Origin of the sequence: Acinetobacter sp. YH12151 (genome assembly GCF_013418355.1) — a bacterium.
In the GTDB taxonomy this organism is placed as follows: Bacteria; Pseudomonadota; Gammaproteobacteria; order Pseudomonadales; family Moraxellaceae; genus Acinetobacter; species Acinetobacter pseudolwoffii.
Map to the genome: position 1 here is coordinate 121042 of NZ_VPCG01000006.1, position 18096 is coordinate 139137.

General features: G+C 44.0%; 15 protein-coding genes. 11 read left to right on the plus strand and 4 right to left on the minus strand.

All coding sequences use genetic code 11. The features are described from left to right. Positions 1–338: 338 nt before the first annotated feature. The 4 genes from FTU82_RS03830 (at position 339) to aliA (ending at position 4939) form a co-directional block, all read left to right on the plus strand. Positions 339–1106, plus strand: a complete 768-nt coding sequence (locus FTU82_RS03830; RefSeq protein WP_100357180.1) for a glucose 1-dehydrogenase — start codon at positions 339–341, stop codon at positions 1104–1106. Positions 1107–1168: 62 nt separating this feature from the next. Then, complete coding sequence (badI, locus tag FTU82_RS03835; RefSeq protein ID WP_005096888.1) at positions 1169–1951, plus strand: 2-ketocyclohexanecarboxyl-CoA hydrolase; 783 nt, start codon at positions 1169–1171, stop codon at positions 1949–1951. Positions 1952–1963: 12 nt separating this feature from the next. Further along, complete coding sequence (aliB, locus tag FTU82_RS03840) at positions 1964–3121, plus strand: cyclohexanecarboxyl-CoA dehydrogenase (protein WP_180101032.1); 1158 nt, start codon at positions 1964–1966, stop codon at positions 3119–3121. A gap of 162 nt (positions 3122–3283) precedes the next feature. Next, positions 3284–4939 carry a cyclohexanecarboxylate-CoA ligase gene (gene aliA / locus FTU82_RS03845; protein WP_100535100.1) on the plus strand — a complete coding sequence of 552 codons (1656 nt, stop codon included), beginning with the start codon at positions 3284–3286 and terminating at the stop codon, positions 4937–4939. A 97-nt stretch (positions 4940–5036) separates the two neighbouring features. Here aliA and FTU82_RS03850 read toward each other — a convergent pair whose 3' ends face one another. Both FTU82_RS03850 and FTU82_RS03855 read right to left on the minus strand, forming a co-directional pair. After that, positions 5037–5714 carry a type 1 glutamine amidotransferase domain-containing protein gene (locus FTU82_RS03850; RefSeq protein ID WP_100535099.1) on the minus strand — a complete coding sequence of 226 codons (678 nt, stop codon included), beginning with the start codon at positions 5712–5714 and terminating at the stop codon, positions 5037–5039. Between the two features lie 133 nt (positions 5715–5847). After that, complete coding sequence (locus tag FTU82_RS03855; protein ID WP_100535098.1) at positions 5848–6732, minus strand: LysR family transcriptional regulator; 885 nt, start codon at positions 6730–6732, stop codon at positions 5848–5850. A gap of 176 nt (positions 6733–6908) precedes the next feature. On the opposite strand from FTU82_RS03855, the gene FTU82_RS03860 reads away from it, so the two are divergent. From FTU82_RS03860 to FTU82_RS03885, 6 genes are all read left to right on the plus strand, one after another. Next, positions 6909–8438 (plus strand): CoA-acylating methylmalonate-semialdehyde dehydrogenase, encoded by a 1530-nt coding sequence (locus tag FTU82_RS03860; RefSeq protein ID WP_180101033.1) that lies wholly within the window; start codon positions 6909–6911, stop codon positions 8436–8438. Positions 8439–8449: 11 nt separating this feature from the next. Next, positions 8450–9340 (plus strand): 3-hydroxyisobutyrate dehydrogenase, encoded by an 891-nt coding sequence (mmsB, locus tag FTU82_RS03865; RefSeq protein ID WP_180101034.1) that lies wholly within the window; start codon positions 8450–8452, stop codon positions 9338–9340. Between the two features lie 86 nt (positions 9341–9426). Then, positions 9427–11076, plus strand: a complete 1650-nt coding sequence (locus FTU82_RS03870) for an AMP-binding protein (RefSeq protein ID WP_180001365.1) — start codon at positions 9427–9429, stop codon at positions 11074–11076. Positions 11077–11135: 59 nt separating this feature from the next. Then, a complete protein-coding gene (locus FTU82_RS03875; protein WP_005096876.1) occupies positions 11136–12263 on the plus strand; it encodes an acyl-CoA dehydrogenase family protein in 1128 nt (375 codons plus the stop codon). 19 nt (positions 12264–12282) lie between these two features. Further along, positions 12283–13056, plus strand: coding sequence for an enoyl-CoA hydratase (locus tag FTU82_RS03880; protein ID WP_180101035.1), 774 nt, complete (start codon positions 12283–12285; stop codon positions 13054–13056). 20 nt (positions 13057–13076) lie between these two features. Beyond that, complete coding sequence (locus FTU82_RS03885) at positions 13077–14138, plus strand: enoyl-CoA hydratase/isomerase family protein (protein ID WP_005096872.1); 1062 nt, start codon at positions 13077–13079, stop codon at positions 14136–14138. Between the two features lie 89 nt (positions 14139–14227). On the opposite strand, the gene FTU82_RS03890 is transcribed toward FTU82_RS03885, so the two are convergent. After that, on the minus strand, positions 14228–14398 hold the full coding sequence (locus FTU82_RS03890; RefSeq protein ID WP_180101036.1) for a hypothetical protein: 171 nt from the start codon (positions 14396–14398) through the stop codon (positions 14228–14230). A gap of 185 nt (positions 14399–14583) precedes the next feature. Next, on the minus strand, positions 14584–15453 hold the full coding sequence (locus FTU82_RS03895) for an SDR family oxidoreductase (RefSeq protein WP_074382801.1): 870 nt from the start codon (positions 15451–15453) through the stop codon (positions 14584–14586). Positions 15454–16887: 1434 nt separating this feature from the next. Here FTU82_RS03895 and FTU82_RS03900 point away from each other — a divergent pair. Next, positions 16888–17691: an NYN domain-containing protein gene (locus FTU82_RS03900; protein ID WP_180101037.1), complete on the plus strand. Its 804-nt coding sequence runs from the start codon at positions 16888–16890 to the stop codon at positions 17689–17691. Positions 17692–18096 lie beyond the last annotated feature (405 nt).

Consider the following 18096-nt stretch of genomic DNA (forward strand, 5'->3'; position numbering starts at 1 on the left):
TGGCACCATATTAACTTGAGAAATCATGATTTTTTTCTCTTTATTCAGTCAGCTTGATTGAATGAAGCAACATAAAAAGTTTTTTCGATTCAGGTTGCATTATTCTGAAAATGAGCCTGTGATTGATAGTGCAAATCTAAGAGTAAAGCTGATATGTGTCAATGTCTTTAATTTGTTAAAATTATAAGTTATTGATAATAAGTTATAAAATAAATATATAAACTTATTTTATGTAAATATATTGACATAAAAATATTCTAATTCTATTTTAGTGATAACAGGCGACATATGAACAATAGTTAATCAGAATCAGATAAAAATATACCAGGGAGAGTTAAATGAAAGGGTTGAAGGATAAAGTCGTAATTGTGACCGGTGGCGCAGGTGGCATCGGTTCAGCAACCTGCCGCCGTCTGGCGGAAGAAGGTGCCAAAGTTGCGATCTTTGACATGAATATTGCAGCAGCAGAAAAACTGGCCGCAGAAATTAACCAGCAGAATGGCCAGGCCCTGGCTGTGCAGTGTGACATTACTCAAAATACTGTTGTGGAGCAGGCTGTACAGCAAGTAGAAGCCGAGCTTGGGCCGATTGATGGACTGGTCAATAATGCCGGTTGGGATATTTTCAAACCTTTTATCAAAACGAATCCGCAAGAATGGGAAAAACTGATTCAGATCAATCTGGTCGGTATGCTGAATATGCACTTTGCCGTTCTGAAAGGTATGGTCGAGCGCAATTCTGGCAGTATTGTCAACATTGCCTCTGATGCTGCCCGAGTCGGTTCTTCAGGTGAAGCGGTTTATGCTGCATGTAAGGGCGGACTGCTTTCATTCTCAAAAACACTGGCCCGTGAACATTCTCGTCATAACATTAAAATTAATGTGATTTGTCCGGGGCCAACCGATACCGCTTTGCTTGCCGGTGTAACCGAAGGTGCCTCAAATCCAGAAAAACTCCGTGAGGCTTTCACTCGTGCTATTCCACTCGGTCGTTTAGGTCAACCTGAAGATTTAGCCTCTTCGATTGCCTTCTTTTTAAGTGAAGATGCCAGCTTTATTACCGGGCAAGTACTCAGTGTTTCGGGTGGTTTAACCATGAGTGGTTAAGCAAAAACTGCTAGAAAATATGGAAAATAAAGTCAGACAGAGAAATACAGGAAGTTATAACAATGATTTTTGAAGATATCTTATACGAAGTAAAAAACGGTGTAGCCTGGATCACCATCAATCGTCCAGAAAAAATGAATGCCTTTCGTGGTACGACCTGTGATGAATTAATCAAAGCCTTAAACAAGGCCGGCTATGACCGTGAAGTCGGTGCGATTGTACTGACTGGCGCCGGTGATCGTGCTTTCTGTACCGGCGGGGATCAATCCGCGCATGATGGAAACTATGATGGCCGTGGCACCATTGGTTTGCCAATGGAAGAATTACATACGGCAATGCGTGATGTGCCTAAACCGGTGATCGCTCGTGTACAAGGTTATGCGATAGGTGGTGGAAACGTATTAGCCACCATTTGCGATCTGACCATTTGTTCAGAGAATGCCATTTTTGGTCAGGTGGGCCCGAAAATGGGTTCAGTCGATCCGGGTTATGGCACAGCATATTTAGCACGTGTAGTCGGTGAGAAAAAAGCCCGTGAAATCTGGTATATGTGCCGTCGCTATACGGGCCAAGAAGCGGTTGCAATGGGTCTTGCCAATAAATGTGTACCCGCCGATCAACTTGATGCTGAAGTACAGGCTTGGGCCGAAGAAATCTGTCGGCGTAGTCCGACAGCCATCGCCATTGCCAAACGTAGCTTCAATATGGATACCGCACATCAGGCGGGGATTGCCGGCATGGGCATGTATGCACTGAAACTGTATTACGACACCGAAGAATCACGTGAAGGCGTGAATGCACTAAAAGAAAAACGTCAGCCTGAATTCCGTAAATTTTATAAATAAGGAGCATAGATCATGTCAAAAAATCCTTATATCACCGAAGATTTAGAATTCTTAGCTGAAACCGTTGAAAAGTTTGCACAAAAATATATTGCTCCCGGTTTTTTAGAGCGTGATCAAAGCCGCGTCTTTGACCGCGAGCTGGTCAAGAAAATGGGGGAGATGGGCTTTATTGCACCGGAACTTCCAGAACAATACGGCGGCCAAGGCATGGGACGTCTGGCTGCGGGGGTGATTCATGAAGCGGTGGCCAAAGCAGATTTAAGTTTCTCCTACATTAATTTGCTGGCTTCTTTAAATGGTCAGATTCTGGCAGAACATGGCCAACCGGACGTGGTTGAGCCTTGGCTCAGAAAACTGACCGCGGGTGAAGCCATTTTTTCAATCGCACTGACCGAGCCACGTGGCGGTTCAGATGCAGCCAATTTACGTTTAAAAATCGAACGTGATGGTGATGAATATGTCATTAATGGCGAAAAGACGTCCATTTCTGCGGCAGATCAGGCCGATGCGTCGGTGGTGTTCGGTCGTACCGGTTCAATTGAAGATGGTGCACATGGCGTAACGGCTTTACTGGTACCGATGAATTTACCAGGCATTAGTACCACACGTTTTGACTGTCATGGGCAGCGTGCGATTGGTCGCGGTTCAATTTTCTTTGATAATGTTCGTGTTCCGGTTAATCACCGTCTGGGTGATGAAAACAAAGGTTTTGTGCAAGTCATGCAAGGTTTTGACTTTTCACGTGCCCTGATTGGTTTGCAGGTTTTAGCCGTGGCACGTGTCAGTCTGGATGAATCCTGGGAATATGCAGCACAGCGTGAAGCTTTTGGTCAGCCACTTAGCGCATTTCAAGGGGTGTCACATCCCCTGGCCGAATATGAAACCCAGGTTGAAGCCGCACGATTACTGTGTTTGCAAACCTTATGGCTCAAAGACAACCATTTGCCGCATACCTCTGAAGCTGGCATGTGTAAATGGTGGGGGCCAAAACTGGCCTATGATGTGATTCATCAATGTTTACTGACCTTTGGTCATGCTGGTTATGACCGTGGTGTAATGGAACAGCGTATGCGAGATGTACTGGGCTTCCAGATTGGTGACGGAACAGCTCAGATCATGAAAACCATTATTGCGCGTAAAAAGGCCGGACGTAAAGCCGTTCCTGCCTGATGTAAACAGATCATGTGGGTGCGTGATCAATCGTGCAGATGATTCAAATAGAATTTTGTGTCATCTGCATCGCAGAATTTAGATCTGCAATGTTTGAGTTGATGACTAGTGTTCGGTCTGACCAAAAGAACAGGTAGATAATGATAAAATTGGAGTTATGGAATGGATTTCGATGCGGTTCTTTTACCCCCACGCCGGGAAAAAATGTTGCAACAAGGTTATTGGTTAAATAAGACCATTCTTCAATCATTGAATGAAGCTGTACATCAACATCCTGATAAAGTGGCCTTGGTCAGTTATAAAACTGAAGATCAGTCTGAAACAAGCTTTAGCTACCGGGAAATGCTGCATACAGCCAATAAAATCTCTTTGGGACTGAAGCGTTTAGGCGTGCAGAAACAGGATATCGTTTCTTGCCAGTTACCCAATTGGTGGGAGTTTACGCTATTGTATATTGCGTGTCGCCGGATTGGTGCCATCCTGAATCCGCTGATGCCGATTTTCCGAGAGCGTGAGCTTTCATTCATGCTGAAACATACGGAAAGTAAGGTCTTTATCGTACCGAAAGTATTTCGTAAGTTTGACCATGAAAAACTGGCCGATCAATTACAGAAAAATATTGAGAGCCTGGAACAGATTATTGTCGTCGGTGGTGAAGGCGAGAACAGTTTTGAAAACTTATTGCTTAACCACGGACTGGATCAAGATCCACAAATCCTGAATACCCTGAATGATGTCACCATCACAGCTGATGATATTGCTCAACTGGTGTTTACCTCCGGTACCACTGGCGAACCCAAAGGGGTGATGCATACTGCGAATACCTTATTTTCCAATATCGTGCCTTATGCCAAGCGTTTGCATTTAAACCAGAATGATGTGATTTTCATGGGATCACCGATGGCGCATCAAACCGGTTTTATGTATGGCCTGATTATGCCTGTGCTGTTAAAAGCCAAAGCGGTATTGCTGGATGTCTGGGAGGTCAATACGGCCATCGAGCTGATGCATAAGCATCAGGCGACTTTCACTATGGCTTCGACACCATTTTTAAATGACTTGTCTGAAGCGGTACTCAATAGTCACAAATCTTTAGATAGTCTGAAAATATTCCTGTGTGCCGGTGCACCTATTCCAAGCACGCTGGTGCAAAAAGCACGTCAAAACATCGGTGTGAAAGTGATTTCCGCTTGGGGGATGACCGAGTGTGGTGCGGTGACTACAACTCGTCCGGAAGATGATGATGAGCGTTCATTTAATACTGACGGTCTGCCGCTGCCTGGCGTTGAAGTCAAAGTGGTAGGCGATGATGGCGAGGAATTGGCACCACATCAATCCGGCACGCTAATGATCCGGAGCTGTTCGAATTTTGGTGGTTATCTGAAACGCCCACATTTAAACGAAACCAGTGAGGATGACTGGTTTGATACCGGTGATATTGCTTATGTAGATGAGCAGGGTTATATCCGGATTGCCGGGCGTAAAAAAGATGTGGTTATTCGCGGTGGTGAAAATATTCCGGTGGCCGAAGTTGAATCTTTGATCTATCTACATCCAGATGTGGCAACCGTGGCCTTAATTCCTTATGCAGATGAACGACTGGGTGAAAAAGCCTGTGCCATTGTGAAGCTGAAAGAAGGTGCGCCGCACATGGCATTAAAGGATCTGGTCGATTTCCTGAAAGCCCATAATCTGGCAATCCAGTATATTCCGGAACGTTTAGAGGTCTGGGAAGAAATTCCGATGACCCCATCCGGGAAAATCCAGAAATTTAAACTTCGGGAACTGCTGGCTCAACATATTGCTTCCGCCAGTTAAATCTCATTTCTCTCAACATAAACTCCTGAAAAATCCATTCAGGAGTTTATTGGTTTTATTCCATTTAGACATCAACGATTAAGAGGGCGTTTAGCTGTTATTTCGCGAATTTCAGTAAGGCTTTTGCGGTTGCAGCAGAAGATGCCGGATTTTGTCCCGTAATCAATAAACCATCTTGCTGGACATGCACCTGCCAATCCTCCGCTTTAGAGTATTGGCCGCCATGTTCTTTCAGCATGTCTTCCACTAGAAAAGGTACAATATCCGTCAAGCCAACCGCATCTTCTTCGCTATTACTAAAACCGGTCACGGACTTGCCTTTGACCAGCGGCTGACCATTATGGCCTTTTACATGTCGTAGCACACCGGGTGCATGACAGACCAAAGCCACCGGTTTATTGGCCTGTAAACTTTGCTCGATCAGCGCAATTGAATCTCTGTCTTCGGCCAGATCCCATAAGGGTCCATGACCACCCGGATAAAATACCGCATCAAAATCGGCAATCGAAACTTCACTCAGCTTTCGGGTCTGAGACAGATCCTGCATCGCTGAGGTATCTGATTTAAAACGCTCGGTCGCTTTGGTCTGGGCATCCGCTTCATTACTTTTTGGATCTAACGGTGGCTGGCCACCTTTGGGAGAGGCCAAGGTGACTTCAGCACCTGCATCGACAAACGTATAATAAGGGGCGGCCAGTTCTTCCAGCCAGAAACCGGTTTTCTTGCCTGTGTCGCCCAAGCTGTCATGTGAGGTCAGCACGATCAGAATTTTCATATGATTTTCCTAAATTGTTCTAAAATTATTCGACTCATCGGCTGTTAATTTAACAAGGGTCTAGGGAAAATAATGTTGTGATACGTTCATTTGCTGTATCGATACGTGTTTAGCTCAAAGAAGTGATCTAAATCTAAGCGCCCATTAACAGCTCTTGCTGGACATCGGCCTGTTTGCGCAGAAAGTCCCAGACCAGTTTGATTTTTGGTTCATGCTGTAAATCGACCAGCGTGAGCATCCAGAAAGTATGGGTAAAATTCACCTGATCACTCAAGACTTCTTCCAGCTCAGTTTTATCATGCACCAGAAATCTCGGTAATATCGCCAGTCCGGCACCGGCACTGACCGCAATCTGCTGGGCCAGAATACTGTTACTGCGAAAACAGGCCGTCACTTGCAACGGCAAACGTTCCAGCGAATACAGGGCCGAGCTATAGACCAGATCATCAATATAATCGACAAAACGGTGCTGCTTGAGGTCTTCCAGTTTTTTAATTTGCGGATTTTTCTGTAAATAATGCTGACTGCCATACAGCTTTAGGCAGTAATTCGACAGACGGGTAATGATATAGGGGCCGGATTTGGGCCGGTCAATCGCAATTACAATATCGGCTTCACGATGCGAAAGTTTGATCGCTTTCGGCACCGGAATCAGGTCAATGGTCAGTAAAGGGTAGTGCTGGGAGAACTCGGCCAGTAAGCGCGCTAAAAATGCCGTACCAAAACCTTCTGGTGCACCAATCCGCACCCGGCCTTGCAAGGGATCGTTGCGTTTGTCAATCTGGATAAAGGATTGTTCCATCAGTTCCACACGCGGCACCAATGCCAGACCTTCCGAGGTCAGCTCATACCCTGTCGCTTCGCGTTTAAACAGTTGAGTACCCAAGGTGTTTTCCAGCGCCTGAATCCGCCGTGCCACGGTACTGTGTTCCACCCCAATCAAGCGTGCTGCATTGGTGAGCGTTTTGGCACGTGCCAAAACCAAAAAGAAACGTAAATGATCCCAATCTACTTTCATCTTCTATTTAACATCCTGTTAAATCCCTGTGCATATTTGCACACCTATCGTGCATCAATTTCTATTGGTGGTCAAAGTGTTCTTTGTTAGTCTGCTGAAACAGCGTAAAAATAATACGTTTAAAACAGCCAGTAAAGGCAGATACAACGACAATAACAAACCAGCACGGAGCGACCATGAACGCCATTCATCATCCACAGCAAAGTACCGGATTCACCACAGCCAAACTCCTGATTAACGGTGAATTTGTCGAATCAAAAACCAGTCATTGGCAAGATATTATCAACCCTGCCACTCAAGAAGTTTTGGGTCAGGTACCATTTGCAACTGCAGAAGAAGTCAATGCCGCAATTGCTGCCGCACAAAATGCCTTTGCCAGCTGGCGCCAAACCCCGATTCAGGCCCGTATGCGGATTATGCTGAAGCTGCAGGATCTGATTCGTACCAATTTAAAAAATATTGCCCAAGTATTAACGGCGGAACAGGGCAAAACCCTGGCCGATGCCGAAGGTGACATTCAGCGTGGCTTAGAAGTGGTGGAGCATGCCTGTTCTATTGGTTCACTACAAATGGGTGAATATGTTGAAGGTGTGGCACGCGGTGTCGATACCTATACCTTGCAGCAACCACTCGGTGTTTGTGCGGGAATTACGCCGTTTAACTTTCCGGCGATGATTCCACTGTGGATGTTCCCGATGGCGATTGTCTGCGGTAATACCTTTGTCTTAAAGCCTTCGGAACAGGATCCGCTATCGACCATGATGCTGGTGGAACTGGCAATTGAGGCAGGCGTACCTGCTGGTGTGCTGAATGTAGTGCATGGCGGTAAAGAAGTAGTCGATCTGCTGTGTACCCATCGTGACATCAAAGCCATTTCTTTTGTCGGTTCAACCGCTGTGGGTACGCATGTCTACAATCTGGCCGGCCAGCACGGTAAACGTGTACAGTCGATGATGGGCGCGAAAAACCATGTCGTGGTGATGCCGGATGCCAATAAAGAACAGACCTTAAATGCGTTGGTCGGTGCAGCATTTGGTGCAGCCGGTCAGCGTTGTATGGCGCTTTCGGTGGCCGTGATGGTCGGGGACACCAAGCACTGGGTCGATGAACTGGTTAATAAAACCAAAACTTTGAAAGTTAATGCCGGGCATGAACCGAATACTGATGTTGGGCCAGTGATTTCGACCCGTGCCAAAGCGCGTGTCATCGATCTGATTAATAGTGGTGTTGAACAAGGCGCTGAACTGCTGCTGGATGGTCGTGATGTGAATGTTCAGGGTTATGAAAAAGGCAATTTTGTCGGACCAACGATTTTTAATCAGGTCACGACCGATATGCGCATTTATCAGGAAGAAGTATTTGGTCCGGTACTGGCGATCATACATGTTGATACTTTAGAACAAGCGATTGAGCTGATTAATGCCAATCCATTCGGTAACGGCGTTGGACTCTTTACTCAAAATGGCAATACTGCACGCACATTCCAGCACCAGATTGATATCGGTCAGGTCGGCATTAACATTCCAATTCCTGTACCTGTGCCGTTCTTCAGCTTTACCGGTTCGCGTGGTTCAAAACTGGGGGATTTAGGTCCTTATGGCAAGCAGGCAGTGCAGTTCTATACCCAGACCAAAACCATTACCAGCCGCTGGTTTGAAGATGATCAGGAAACCACAGGCGTCAATACCACGATTAGCCTGCGCTAAGGAGCATCAGCATGAAGATTGCATTTATTGGTTTGGGCAACATGGGCGGCTCGATGGCGCAGAACCTGCTCAAGGCAGGGCATCAGGTTTTTGGTTATGACTTGAGTGAAGTCGCTTTACAGCATTTTGCCGAAGCGGGCGGTATCGTTTGTGACAGTCCACAAGCTGCCGCAAAACAGGCAGATATTGTGGTCAGCATGTTGCCTGCAGCCAAGCATGTACGTGAAGTTTATCTTGGTGAGCACGGTATTCTGAACGTGCTTCAAGCGGGCAGTTTGTGTATCGACAGCAGTACCATTGACCCGCAAACCATTCAGGAGGTTGCTGCAGCAGCGCAGGCCAGACAAATTCGTGTCTGTGATGCGCCAGTCTCTGGCGGGACTTTGGGCGCCAAAGACGGAACTTTGACCTTTATGGTGGGTGCAGACAATGCCACCTTTGAGGCCGTAAAACCGGTCCTCAACTGTATGGGCAAAAATCTGGTGCATTGTGGCGCTGTAGGAACAGGACAGGTTGCAAAAATCTGTAATAACCTGATTCTGGGGATTTCCATGACTGCTGTTGCAGAAGGCATGGCACTTGGAGCCAAACTGGGAATTGATCCGCAAGCACTAGCCGGGGTAATCAATAGTTCCACCGGACGTTGCTGGAGTTCTGAAATCTATAATCCTTGGCCGGATATCTGTGCCAATGCACCGTCATCACGGGGTTATACCGATGGTTTTGCAGCACAGCTGATGCTTAAAGATTTGGGCCTGGCTGTCGATGCAGCGCAACAGGTGGACCAACCGGTGGTTCTGGGTAGCATGGTGCAGAAACTCTATCAACAGCTTTGTCAGGAAGGGGATGCGCATCTGGATTTTTCCAGCATCATGCATCAATACACCACGCCACCTGCTTAAAACTTAAAATATCCAGATGGAGCAAGGATTCGCTTCATCAACAATACCTTGTCAGTAATAACGATAAATTCAGGCTGAGGTTTAACATGTTAGATTATCAAAAAACGATTGAAAATTTTGATTTAGATGCAGTGGCAAAGCAGTATCTGTCCGGTTCGATGCAGGCGCTGAACGCCTGTTATGAATGCTGCGACCGCCATGCAGATTCCGATGCAATTGCTTTACACTGGTACGGTAAAGATGGCCGTAAAGAACAGTATAGCTTTCGCGAACTCAAGAAATATTCCAGCCAGTTTGCAAATTTCTTAAAATCTCAAGGCATTGGCAAAGGCGACCGCGTTTCCGGATTATTACCGCGGACTCCAGAGCTGATCATTACCATTTTAGCGACCTGGCGGATTGGTGCAGTGTATCAACCTTTATTTACGGCCTTTGGTCCCAAAGCCATTGAACATCGCATTCAGCTGGCGCAAAGCAAGCTGGTAGTGACTGATCTGGCGAATCGGGAGAAACTATCCGATCTTAGCGCTTGTCCCACGATCGTCACTGTACATGTCGAAACCGAGGCAGAGCGTTATCCACAAGACCTCAGTTTTTGGACGGTGTTAAACCGCCAGGCTGAAGGTTGTGAACTGGAAATGCTCAGTATCGATGAGCCATTTTTATTGATGTTTACCTCTGGAACCACTGGACCGGCCAAGCCCTTAAAAGTTCCACTTAAAGCCCTGATTGCTTTTGCCGGCTATATGCACAATGCCATCGGTCTAACCGAAAATGATGCTTTCTGGAATATTGCTGATCCGGGCTGGGCTTATGGCTTGTACTATGGGATTACCGGCCCGTTATTGCTCGGACACTCGACCCTGTTTTATGAGGGTGGTTTCAATGCCGAAAGTGTCTGCGACATTGTCAAGCAATATGGTATTACCAATCTGGCCGGTGCGCCGACCGCTTACCGCATGATGATGGCAGCAGATGCTGAACAGATGGCACAGCTACGGGGCAAGTTGCGCGTGGTCAGCAGTGCTGGAGAACCTTTAAACCCGGAAGTGATCCGCTGGTTTAAAGAGGTGCTGGATGTGCCAATTTATGACCATTATGGCCAGACTGAAGTCGGGATGGTGGTGTGTAATCATCATGCGCTACAACATCCGGTCCGTTCAGGTTCGGCAGGCTTTGCCAGCCCGGGTTACCGGATTGCAGTCGTCGATGAACAAGGTCATGAATTAACGGCTGACGTTCCGGGCGTCCTGGCAGTGGATATCAGTCAATCCCCAATGATGTGGTTCTCGGGTTATGAAGAAAGCCGTAAATCGCCCTTTGTTGGACATTACTATTTAACCGGTGATACCGCGGAAATTCATGCTGATGGCAGTATGAGCTTTGTTGGACGTAGTGATGATGTCATTACCACCTCAGGCTATCGGGTTGGCCCATTTGATGTGGAAAGTGCCTTGCTAGAACATGATGCGGTGATCGAAGCCGCCGTCATTGGCGTGCCTGATCCTGAACGTACCGAAGTGATTAAAGCCTTTGTGATTCTGGCGAATAACTTTGCAGCTTCATCTCATCTGGAAGAAGAACTAGGCCAGTTTGTGAAAAAGCGTTTGTCTGCGCATGCCTATCCGCGCCTGATTGAATTCGTCACAGAATTGCCAAAAACCCCGAGTGGCAAGATTCAGCGTTTCTTACTGCGTAATCAGGAAATCAACAAGCAGCAGGTAAAGACCGCATAACTAGCCAAAGCCAGCAGATTGAATAAAAATATTAAATAAAGAGATTGAAGGAAGCATCCATGCAATTTACGGAAGAGCAACAACTGATTCAGGATATGGCCAAAAGCTTCGCTCAGGAACAGATTAAACCTTTTGCCGGCGAGTGGGATCAAAAAGGCATATTTCCTAAACAGACCTTGTCTCAAATGGGTGAGCTAGGTTTTTTAGGCATGCTGATTCCAGAAGAGTGGGGCGGTTCAGGTACAGGCACGCTGGCTTATGTACTGGCCCTCGAAGAAGTGGCAGCGGCAGATGGTGCAACGTCCGCCATCATGAGCGTACACAACTCGGTGGGGTGTGTGCCGATTCTCAAGTTTGGAACGGAACAGCAAAAGCAGCAGTTTCTAAAACCTTTGGCTCAAGGGCAAATGATTGGTGCCTTCGCCCTGACCGAACCGCATACCGGATCGGATGCTGCAGCGATTAAAACCCGGGCCGTGAAAGATGGCGATCACTACATTATCAATGGCGCCAAACAGTTTATTACCTCGGGTCATAATGCCGGGATGATTATTGTCTTTGCCGTGACCGATCCAACTGCGGGAAAAAAAGGCATGAGTGCATTTTTAGTGCCGCGCGACACGCCCGGTTATGAAGTGATTCGGGTCGAAGAAAAACTCGGTCTGCATGCTTCGGATACCTGTCAGATTGCTTTAACCGATGTCCGCGTTCATGAAAGTTTAAGACTCGGTGCAGAAGGTGAAGGCTTAAAAATTGCCTTGGCCAATCTGGAAGGTGGACGGATCGGCATTGCCGCACAAGCAGTGGGTCTGGCCCGCGCTGCATTGGAAGAAGCGACTGTTTATGCACATGATCGCGTGGCCTTTGGCAAACCGATTTTTGAACAGCAGGCGATTTCGTTCAGGCTGGCCAGCATGGCCACCGAAATTGAAGCGGCGCGACAACTGGTCCATTTTGCTGCACGTAAAAAGGAAGCAGGTGAAAGCTGTTTAACCGAAGCCTCTATGGCCAAACTCTTTGCTTCGGAAATGGCAGAACGTGTCTGTTCCAAAGCGCTGCAGATTTTTGGCGGTTACGGTTATCTGAAAGACTTTCCGATTGAACGCATTTATCGCGATGCGCGTATTTGTCAGATTTATGAAGGCACCAGCGATATTCAGCGTCTGGTAATTGCACGTAGTTTATAATTTTAAAGGGATTTTTATCATGCAATGGCAAACTATTTTACTCGAACAGCGTAACGGGGTCGGGCTGATTACTTTAAATCGTCCACAAGCCTTAAATGCCTTGAATAATCAATTGATCGTTGAAGTGAATCAGGTGCTGGATCAGCTGGAAAAAGATCCGGCCATTGGTTGTATCGTGATTACCGGTTCGGAAAAAGCCTTCGCAGCAGGCGCCGATATTAAGGAAATGGCAGATTTAACTTTTCCGCAAATTTATCTGGATGATTTTTTCAGTCTGGCCGACCGGATTGCGCAGCGCCGTAAACCTTTAATTGCTGCGGTGAGTGGCTATGCCTTGGGTGGTGGTTGTGAGCTGGCGCTGATGTGCGATTTCATTTACTGTGCCGACAATGCCAAATTTGGTCTGCCTGAAGTGACTTTAGGCGTGCTCCCAGGTATTGGCGGCACTCAGCGTTTAACCCTGGCCATCGGTAAGGCCAAAGCCATGGAAATGTGTCTGACTGCACGTCACATGGGCGCGCAAGAAGCCGAGCAAAGTGGGTTAGTGGCACGTGTCTTTGCCAAAGAAGAGTTACTAGAACAAACTCTGCAAGCTGCCGAAAAAATTGCTGAAAAGTCGCTTACGGCCGTGATGATGATTAAAGAATCAATTAATCGGGCTTTTGAAGTCAGTCTGGCCGAAGGTCTACGCTTTGAACGACGGATATTCCATTCCATTTTTGCCGGTGCTGATCAAAAGGAAGGCATGCAGGCTTTTGTCGAAAAACGCCCAGCCAAATTCACCCATCAATAAAACAAAAATAGGAAAATAAAATGAGTGATGAAAATAATTTAGCGATTCGGGTACAAGGACGTTTAGGCATTATCAGCCTGGACCGCACCAGTCATTTAAATGCCTTAACCCTGCGGATGATTCAAGGGATTCAGTCACAACTAGATCAGTGGCGCCATGATCCAGCGGTGCAAGCGATTCTGATCAATTCTAACAGTCCCAAGGCATTCTGTGCCGGAGGAGACATCCGTTATCTGTATGACAGCTATCAGGCAGGCAATACCCAATATCAGGATTTTTTTGCCACTGAATATAGCATGCTGAGCACACTGCGCAATTTTCCAAAGGCTGTCATCGTGATGATGGATGGTTATGTTCTGGGCGGTGGCTTTGGTCTGGCTCAAGCCTGTCATATTAAAGTGAGCAGTGAAAAATCACGCTTTGCCATGCCAGAAACCGCGATTGGATTTTTCCCGGATGTGGGAGCCACCCACTTTCTCTCCCGACTGGATGATGTAGGCATTTATATGGCGTTGACAGGGGAGCAGATCAGCAGCAGTGATGCGCTATATCTGGATCTGGTCGATTATCATGTACCGAGTGAAAATTTTGCTGAACTGGAAACCGCATTGATTGCTGCACCGGTATTAAATCAGATTGAAATCCAAAAAATCATCAGTGCGTACATTACCCATCCGGTAGAAAGCGAGTTGCAAAAACGTGCAGATCTGATTAGTCAGCATTTTGGCCATCCAAACCTCGATGAGATCGAACAGAGTTTGGCACATGCAAGTAGCGCCACCGATCAGGAGTGGGCCAATAAAATGCTGGTCATCTTGCAGCAACGTCCAGTCATGGCCAAGCAAACGAGTCTGAAGTTACAGCAGGCCGGACAAAACTTATCGCTGGAAAAATGTATGCAACTGGAGCGAGATCTACAGGATGTCTGGTTGGAGCAAGGCGACTTTATTGAAGGTGTACGTGCACTGATTATTGATAAAGATAAAAATCCACAATGGCAAACCGATAATTCGAAATTTGAAAAAACGCTGGAAAAACTCTGGCCGGTTTGGACTCAACAGCGCGTAGAAAATACATATTAAAGATTTAGATTAAAAACCCTCTCATACGCAGTAATGAGAGGGTTTTTCGCCGAGCTTTCAACATAGGATTTTACCATAACTTACTATTATTAATGGAATTTTTTCCTTTTCTTGCCACCGCCATCTTGCTTGTTGACAGTAGACCAGGCAATACGTTCGGCTTCCTCCTCAGAATGACCGCGTTCTTTTTCGCTTTCTTCAATATGTTCGGCCTGCCGTTTTTGTTTATCGGTATAGGCTGATTTGTCACCTCTAGGCATATTGCTGTCCTCATCAAGGTTGGCTGAAATTACTATAACAATGACCTGTTTCTATGGCGGTAAATATCTGTCATGTATTTGTTGAAATTATTTTATAAAACCAGCATCTTTTAAGTGATAGAAAACCTGAAGAATAAATTGAATGAAGATAACGGTTCTCACTGACTGTTATCTTCAAATTCTAATTAACCGTTAATGATACTGCCTCCATTAACATGAATGACTTGACCGGAAATATAACTGGCTTCTTCACTCGCTAGAAATAAATACGCTGGTGCGACTTCACTAGGCTGGCCCATCCGACCCATGGGTGTCTGTTTACCGAACTCTTTGAGCTGTTCTTCATCAAAACTGCTTGGAATGAGGGGAGTCCAGATGGGGCCGGGTGCTACGCCGTTGACCCGGATCCCGGTTTTATTTTTTAACAAACTGGTGGAAAGACTGCGGGTAAATGTGGTGATGGCACCTTTGGTACTTGAATAATCAATCAGTTCATCATGTCCATGATAACTGGTAATACTGGTGGTATTAATAATGCTGTCACCTTCTTGCATGTGCGGAATCACAGCCTGAGTCAAGTGAAACATCGACAGAATATTCACATTAAAGGTCTTAAAAAGTTGCTCAGGAGAAATATCGCTAATACTTTTTTGCGGATATTGAACCCCGGCATTATTGACCAGAATATTAATGGTTTTAAATTCCTGAAGCGTCTGCTCAACCATTTTCTTGATTTCATCTTGATCTTGTAAATCACACTTGATCAGTAAACAACGCCGTCCTGCATCCTCTACCATCTTTCTGGTATCTTGAGCATCCTGATCTTCATCCAGATAACAAATCACAATATCAGCACCTTCACGGGCAAACAAGACCGAGACTGACCGACCTATACCGCTATCGCCACCTGTGATCAGGGCGATTTTACTTTTAAGTTTATCGCTACCTTTATAATTCGGTTTGATGACTTCCGGTGCAGGATCCATTTTGGTTTGCACACCAGGTTGATGATCTTGAGTTTCAGTTGAAGCAGGGGTTTCAGGATAGTTATTCATGTTTTCCCTTTTTCTGTACAAAGTTTAGAAATATCTTAGAGGCTTTCTAGCTTTATGCATTCGGTCTCAACATTTAATAACAGAATGCATTCGAGATTTATCAATTATTCATAGAGCTGTGATTGACATGATTTTAAGTAAAACTAGATACCGCCATTGTCTAAATCTTAATAGAACAGAATACCGCCTATGGTTTACAGCATTCTATCTCTCACATTTTGAGCAACCATTTCTATCATAGCTTTTATGTCCTTTTAGGATATAGCTTTATATTTAATCAAACATCTGAATTTATTGAATAAATTAGTAATTATTATATTCATTAAAATTTATCTAAAGAGCAAGTAGATAAAACTTTTGTGAAATTATCTAATTAACAAATAGCAAATCGCCATTTATAACATGCGGGTTGCGATTGACTAAAATTAGAACAATAGAGCGTTTTTATAGCCACTGGAGAGGGCAATGCTTTTTTATTGGATTGGAATAGCAATTTTGGCATTATTCTTTTTATGGCTTGTATTTGACATTAGAAAAACTTTATTAGACTGACTACTGGAGAGAACAATGATTGATAGAGTTCGTTTAGTTGCTTATGTGCTTGGCATGTGTTTAATATTTTTGATGTTGTGTCTTTTTGAGTACTTAAAAATTCTATAAATGTTTACTGGAGAGAACAATGTTTCTAGGAGAATTTCATCATCCATTCTTGAGTCATGAGCAAGTTGTTATTCTTATCGGTTTCTTTATGGCATTTTTATTTTGCTATTTGCTTGTTTTTATTGAGCTACAAAACAAAAAAGACTGATTTCAATGATCAATAGACACATATACAAAACAGTTAGCTATGACAGAAAATATGTTCATTAGGATACTCAGCATCGTGAATATAATTTTGCAGATTCACGATGCTGAGCTGTGGCAACAACTGAGGTTGCGTAGGCCACAGTCTTGGATATGCTATTTAACTTATGTTTACCTAAAGTCTAGTTCATGAAAAAACTAAAAATATTTTTTATAAAATTTAATAAGTTATAGGAAATTATAGACTAATTTAGAAAGCTGACTTCATGAACCTATAAGATTTGGCAGTTTTAGACCAACTTACCTCCAATCAATGTGACATATTGCGCAGAAAGAAACTTCCCATAGAAGTGATATACAAATAACCTTAAAGGATCTAAGCATCCAGACAGAATTGATTGCTACTCTGTTATTTGGACTTATCTCGTGTGCATCCATTGAGTGTGGACATCAACCATATTGAGAAATTTCCTTAATTCATTAACGCTTTGGTTAGTTATACTCTTTATATTTAACAGGGCTTAGCCTGATTTATGATATTAATGCCATAAATCCCTGTTAAAAGTAAATTTTTCTAGAATAAATGGCTATAATGTTTCTTATTATTTTAAATATTTTGAGGGGAATATTTTGGCTGTATCTAAAACAATTTTCAACCTAACAGAAGAAAAGACAGCAAAGTTAGCAGTACTAATAGATGCTGATAATGCTTCAGCTAAGGACATAGAAAATATTCTTAACGAGCTCACCAAATATGGTGAAGCCACAGTAAAGCGGATATATGGAAATTTTGTCAATCAAAATGGTAGTTGGAAACAAGCTATTAACAACTTAGCTATTAAACCAATGCAACAGTTTGCTTATACAACAGGAAAGAACGCAACTGATGGATTTATGATTATCGATGCTATGGATCTGCTTTATACAGACCGTATTGATGGTTTTGCTATTGTATCAAGTGATAGTGATTTTACTGCTCTAGCTATCCGCATAAAAGAGCAGGGTGCAACAGTGTATGGCTTTGGGAAAAAACAAACTCCTGAAGCATTCCGTAACGCATGCTCTCATTTTACTTACGTTGAAAACTTAACTGGCTATGAAGAGTTATCGCAAAATAAAGAAGAACCAACACAGGTTAAAAAAGAAATAATAAATACTATAAATAAAGAACCTATTCAAACTAAACCCCAATCTAATTCAAATTTACCATTGGATAAGATCAAACAAATTTTTGATAATCATGATACTGAATGGGTTTCGGTGGCATCCTTGGGTTCACAATGGAAACTCTTGCAAGTTGATTTTGATCCACGTACATATGGTTTCAAAAAGCTTGGAGACTTGGTGAAAGCATACCCAAAAGTTTTTGATGTTGAAGAACGCTCAACTAGTACAAATGAACATAAGAATTTATATGTCCGTCTAAAAAAGTAAAGTGTCTCAAATTCGAGGATATTGAATTTTTTAACTTAGAAAAATAGAGAAATCTATTATCTATATTAACGCTATTACCTTGAAATATAGTTATCTAATTATAGATTTTTCTGATCTTAGAGAGTTTTAAAAACCTAATTATTTTCAATATCCTTGTTTTTTTAAAGTATAAATCTATCCTGCTTAACATTTTAAGCTGAAATTAATAAGTTAGATGTTTTAATTATGAAGTTAAATGAAAGAATAGAACTAATATTGCAACAATTGTCAGAAAACATGGCAGAGTAAAACTTGAAGTGCGACATAAACCACCTAATTAATTTAAAGGGTTTATGGAGTATATAAAATTGTCATACCATCATCTTAACTTTGAAGATCGTACTGCATTAATGCTTGAGTCAAGAA

Excerpts from the sequence above, each read along its gene's own strand:
- FTU82_RS03830 (WP_100357180.1), top strand. The coding sequence starts at position 339 with ATGAAAGGGTTGAAGGATAAAGTCGTAATTGTGACCGGTGGCGCAGGT.
- badI (WP_005096888.1), top strand. The coding sequence starts at position 1,169 with ATGATTTTTGAAGATATCTTATACGAAGTAAAAAACGGTGTAGCCTGG.
- aliB (WP_180101032.1), top strand. The coding sequence starts at position 1,964 with ATGTCAAAAAATCCTTATATCACCGAAGATTTAGAATTCTTAGCTGAA.
- aliA (WP_100535100.1), top strand. The coding sequence starts at position 3,284 with ATGGATTTCGATGCGGTTCTTTTACCCCCACGCCGGGAAAAAATGTTG.
- FTU82_RS03850 (WP_100535099.1), bottom strand. The coding sequence starts at position 5,714 with ATGAAAATTCTGATCGTGCTGACCTCACATGACAGCTTGGGCGACACA.
- FTU82_RS03855 (WP_100535098.1), bottom strand. The coding sequence starts at position 6,732 with ATGAAAGTAGATTGGGATCATTTACGTTTCTTTTTGGTTTTGGCACGT.
- FTU82_RS03860 (WP_180101033.1), top strand. The coding sequence starts at position 6,909 with ATGAACGCCATTCATCATCCACAGCAAAGTACCGGATTCACCACAGCC.
- mmsB (WP_180101034.1), top strand. The coding sequence starts at position 8,450 with ATGAAGATTGCATTTATTGGTTTGGGCAACATGGGCGGCTCGATGGCG.
- FTU82_RS03870 (WP_180001365.1), top strand. The coding sequence starts at position 9,427 with ATGTTAGATTATCAAAAAACGATTGAAAATTTTGATTTAGATGCAGTG.
- FTU82_RS03875 (WP_005096876.1), top strand. The coding sequence starts at position 11,136 with ATGCAATTTACGGAAGAGCAACAACTGATTCAGGATATGGCCAAAAGC.
- FTU82_RS03880 (WP_180101035.1), top strand. The coding sequence starts at position 12,283 with ATGCAATGGCAAACTATTTTACTCGAACAGCGTAACGGGGTCGGGCTG.
- FTU82_RS03885 (WP_005096872.1), top strand. The coding sequence starts at position 13,077 with ATGAGTGATGAAAATAATTTAGCGATTCGGGTACAAGGACGTTTAGGC.
- FTU82_RS03890 (WP_180101036.1), bottom strand. The coding sequence starts at position 14,398 with ATGCCTAGAGGTGACAAATCAGCCTATACCGATAAACAAAAACGGCAG.
- FTU82_RS03895 (WP_074382801.1), bottom strand. The coding sequence starts at position 15,453 with ATGAATAACTATCCTGAAACCCCTGCTTCAACTGAAACTCAAGATCAT.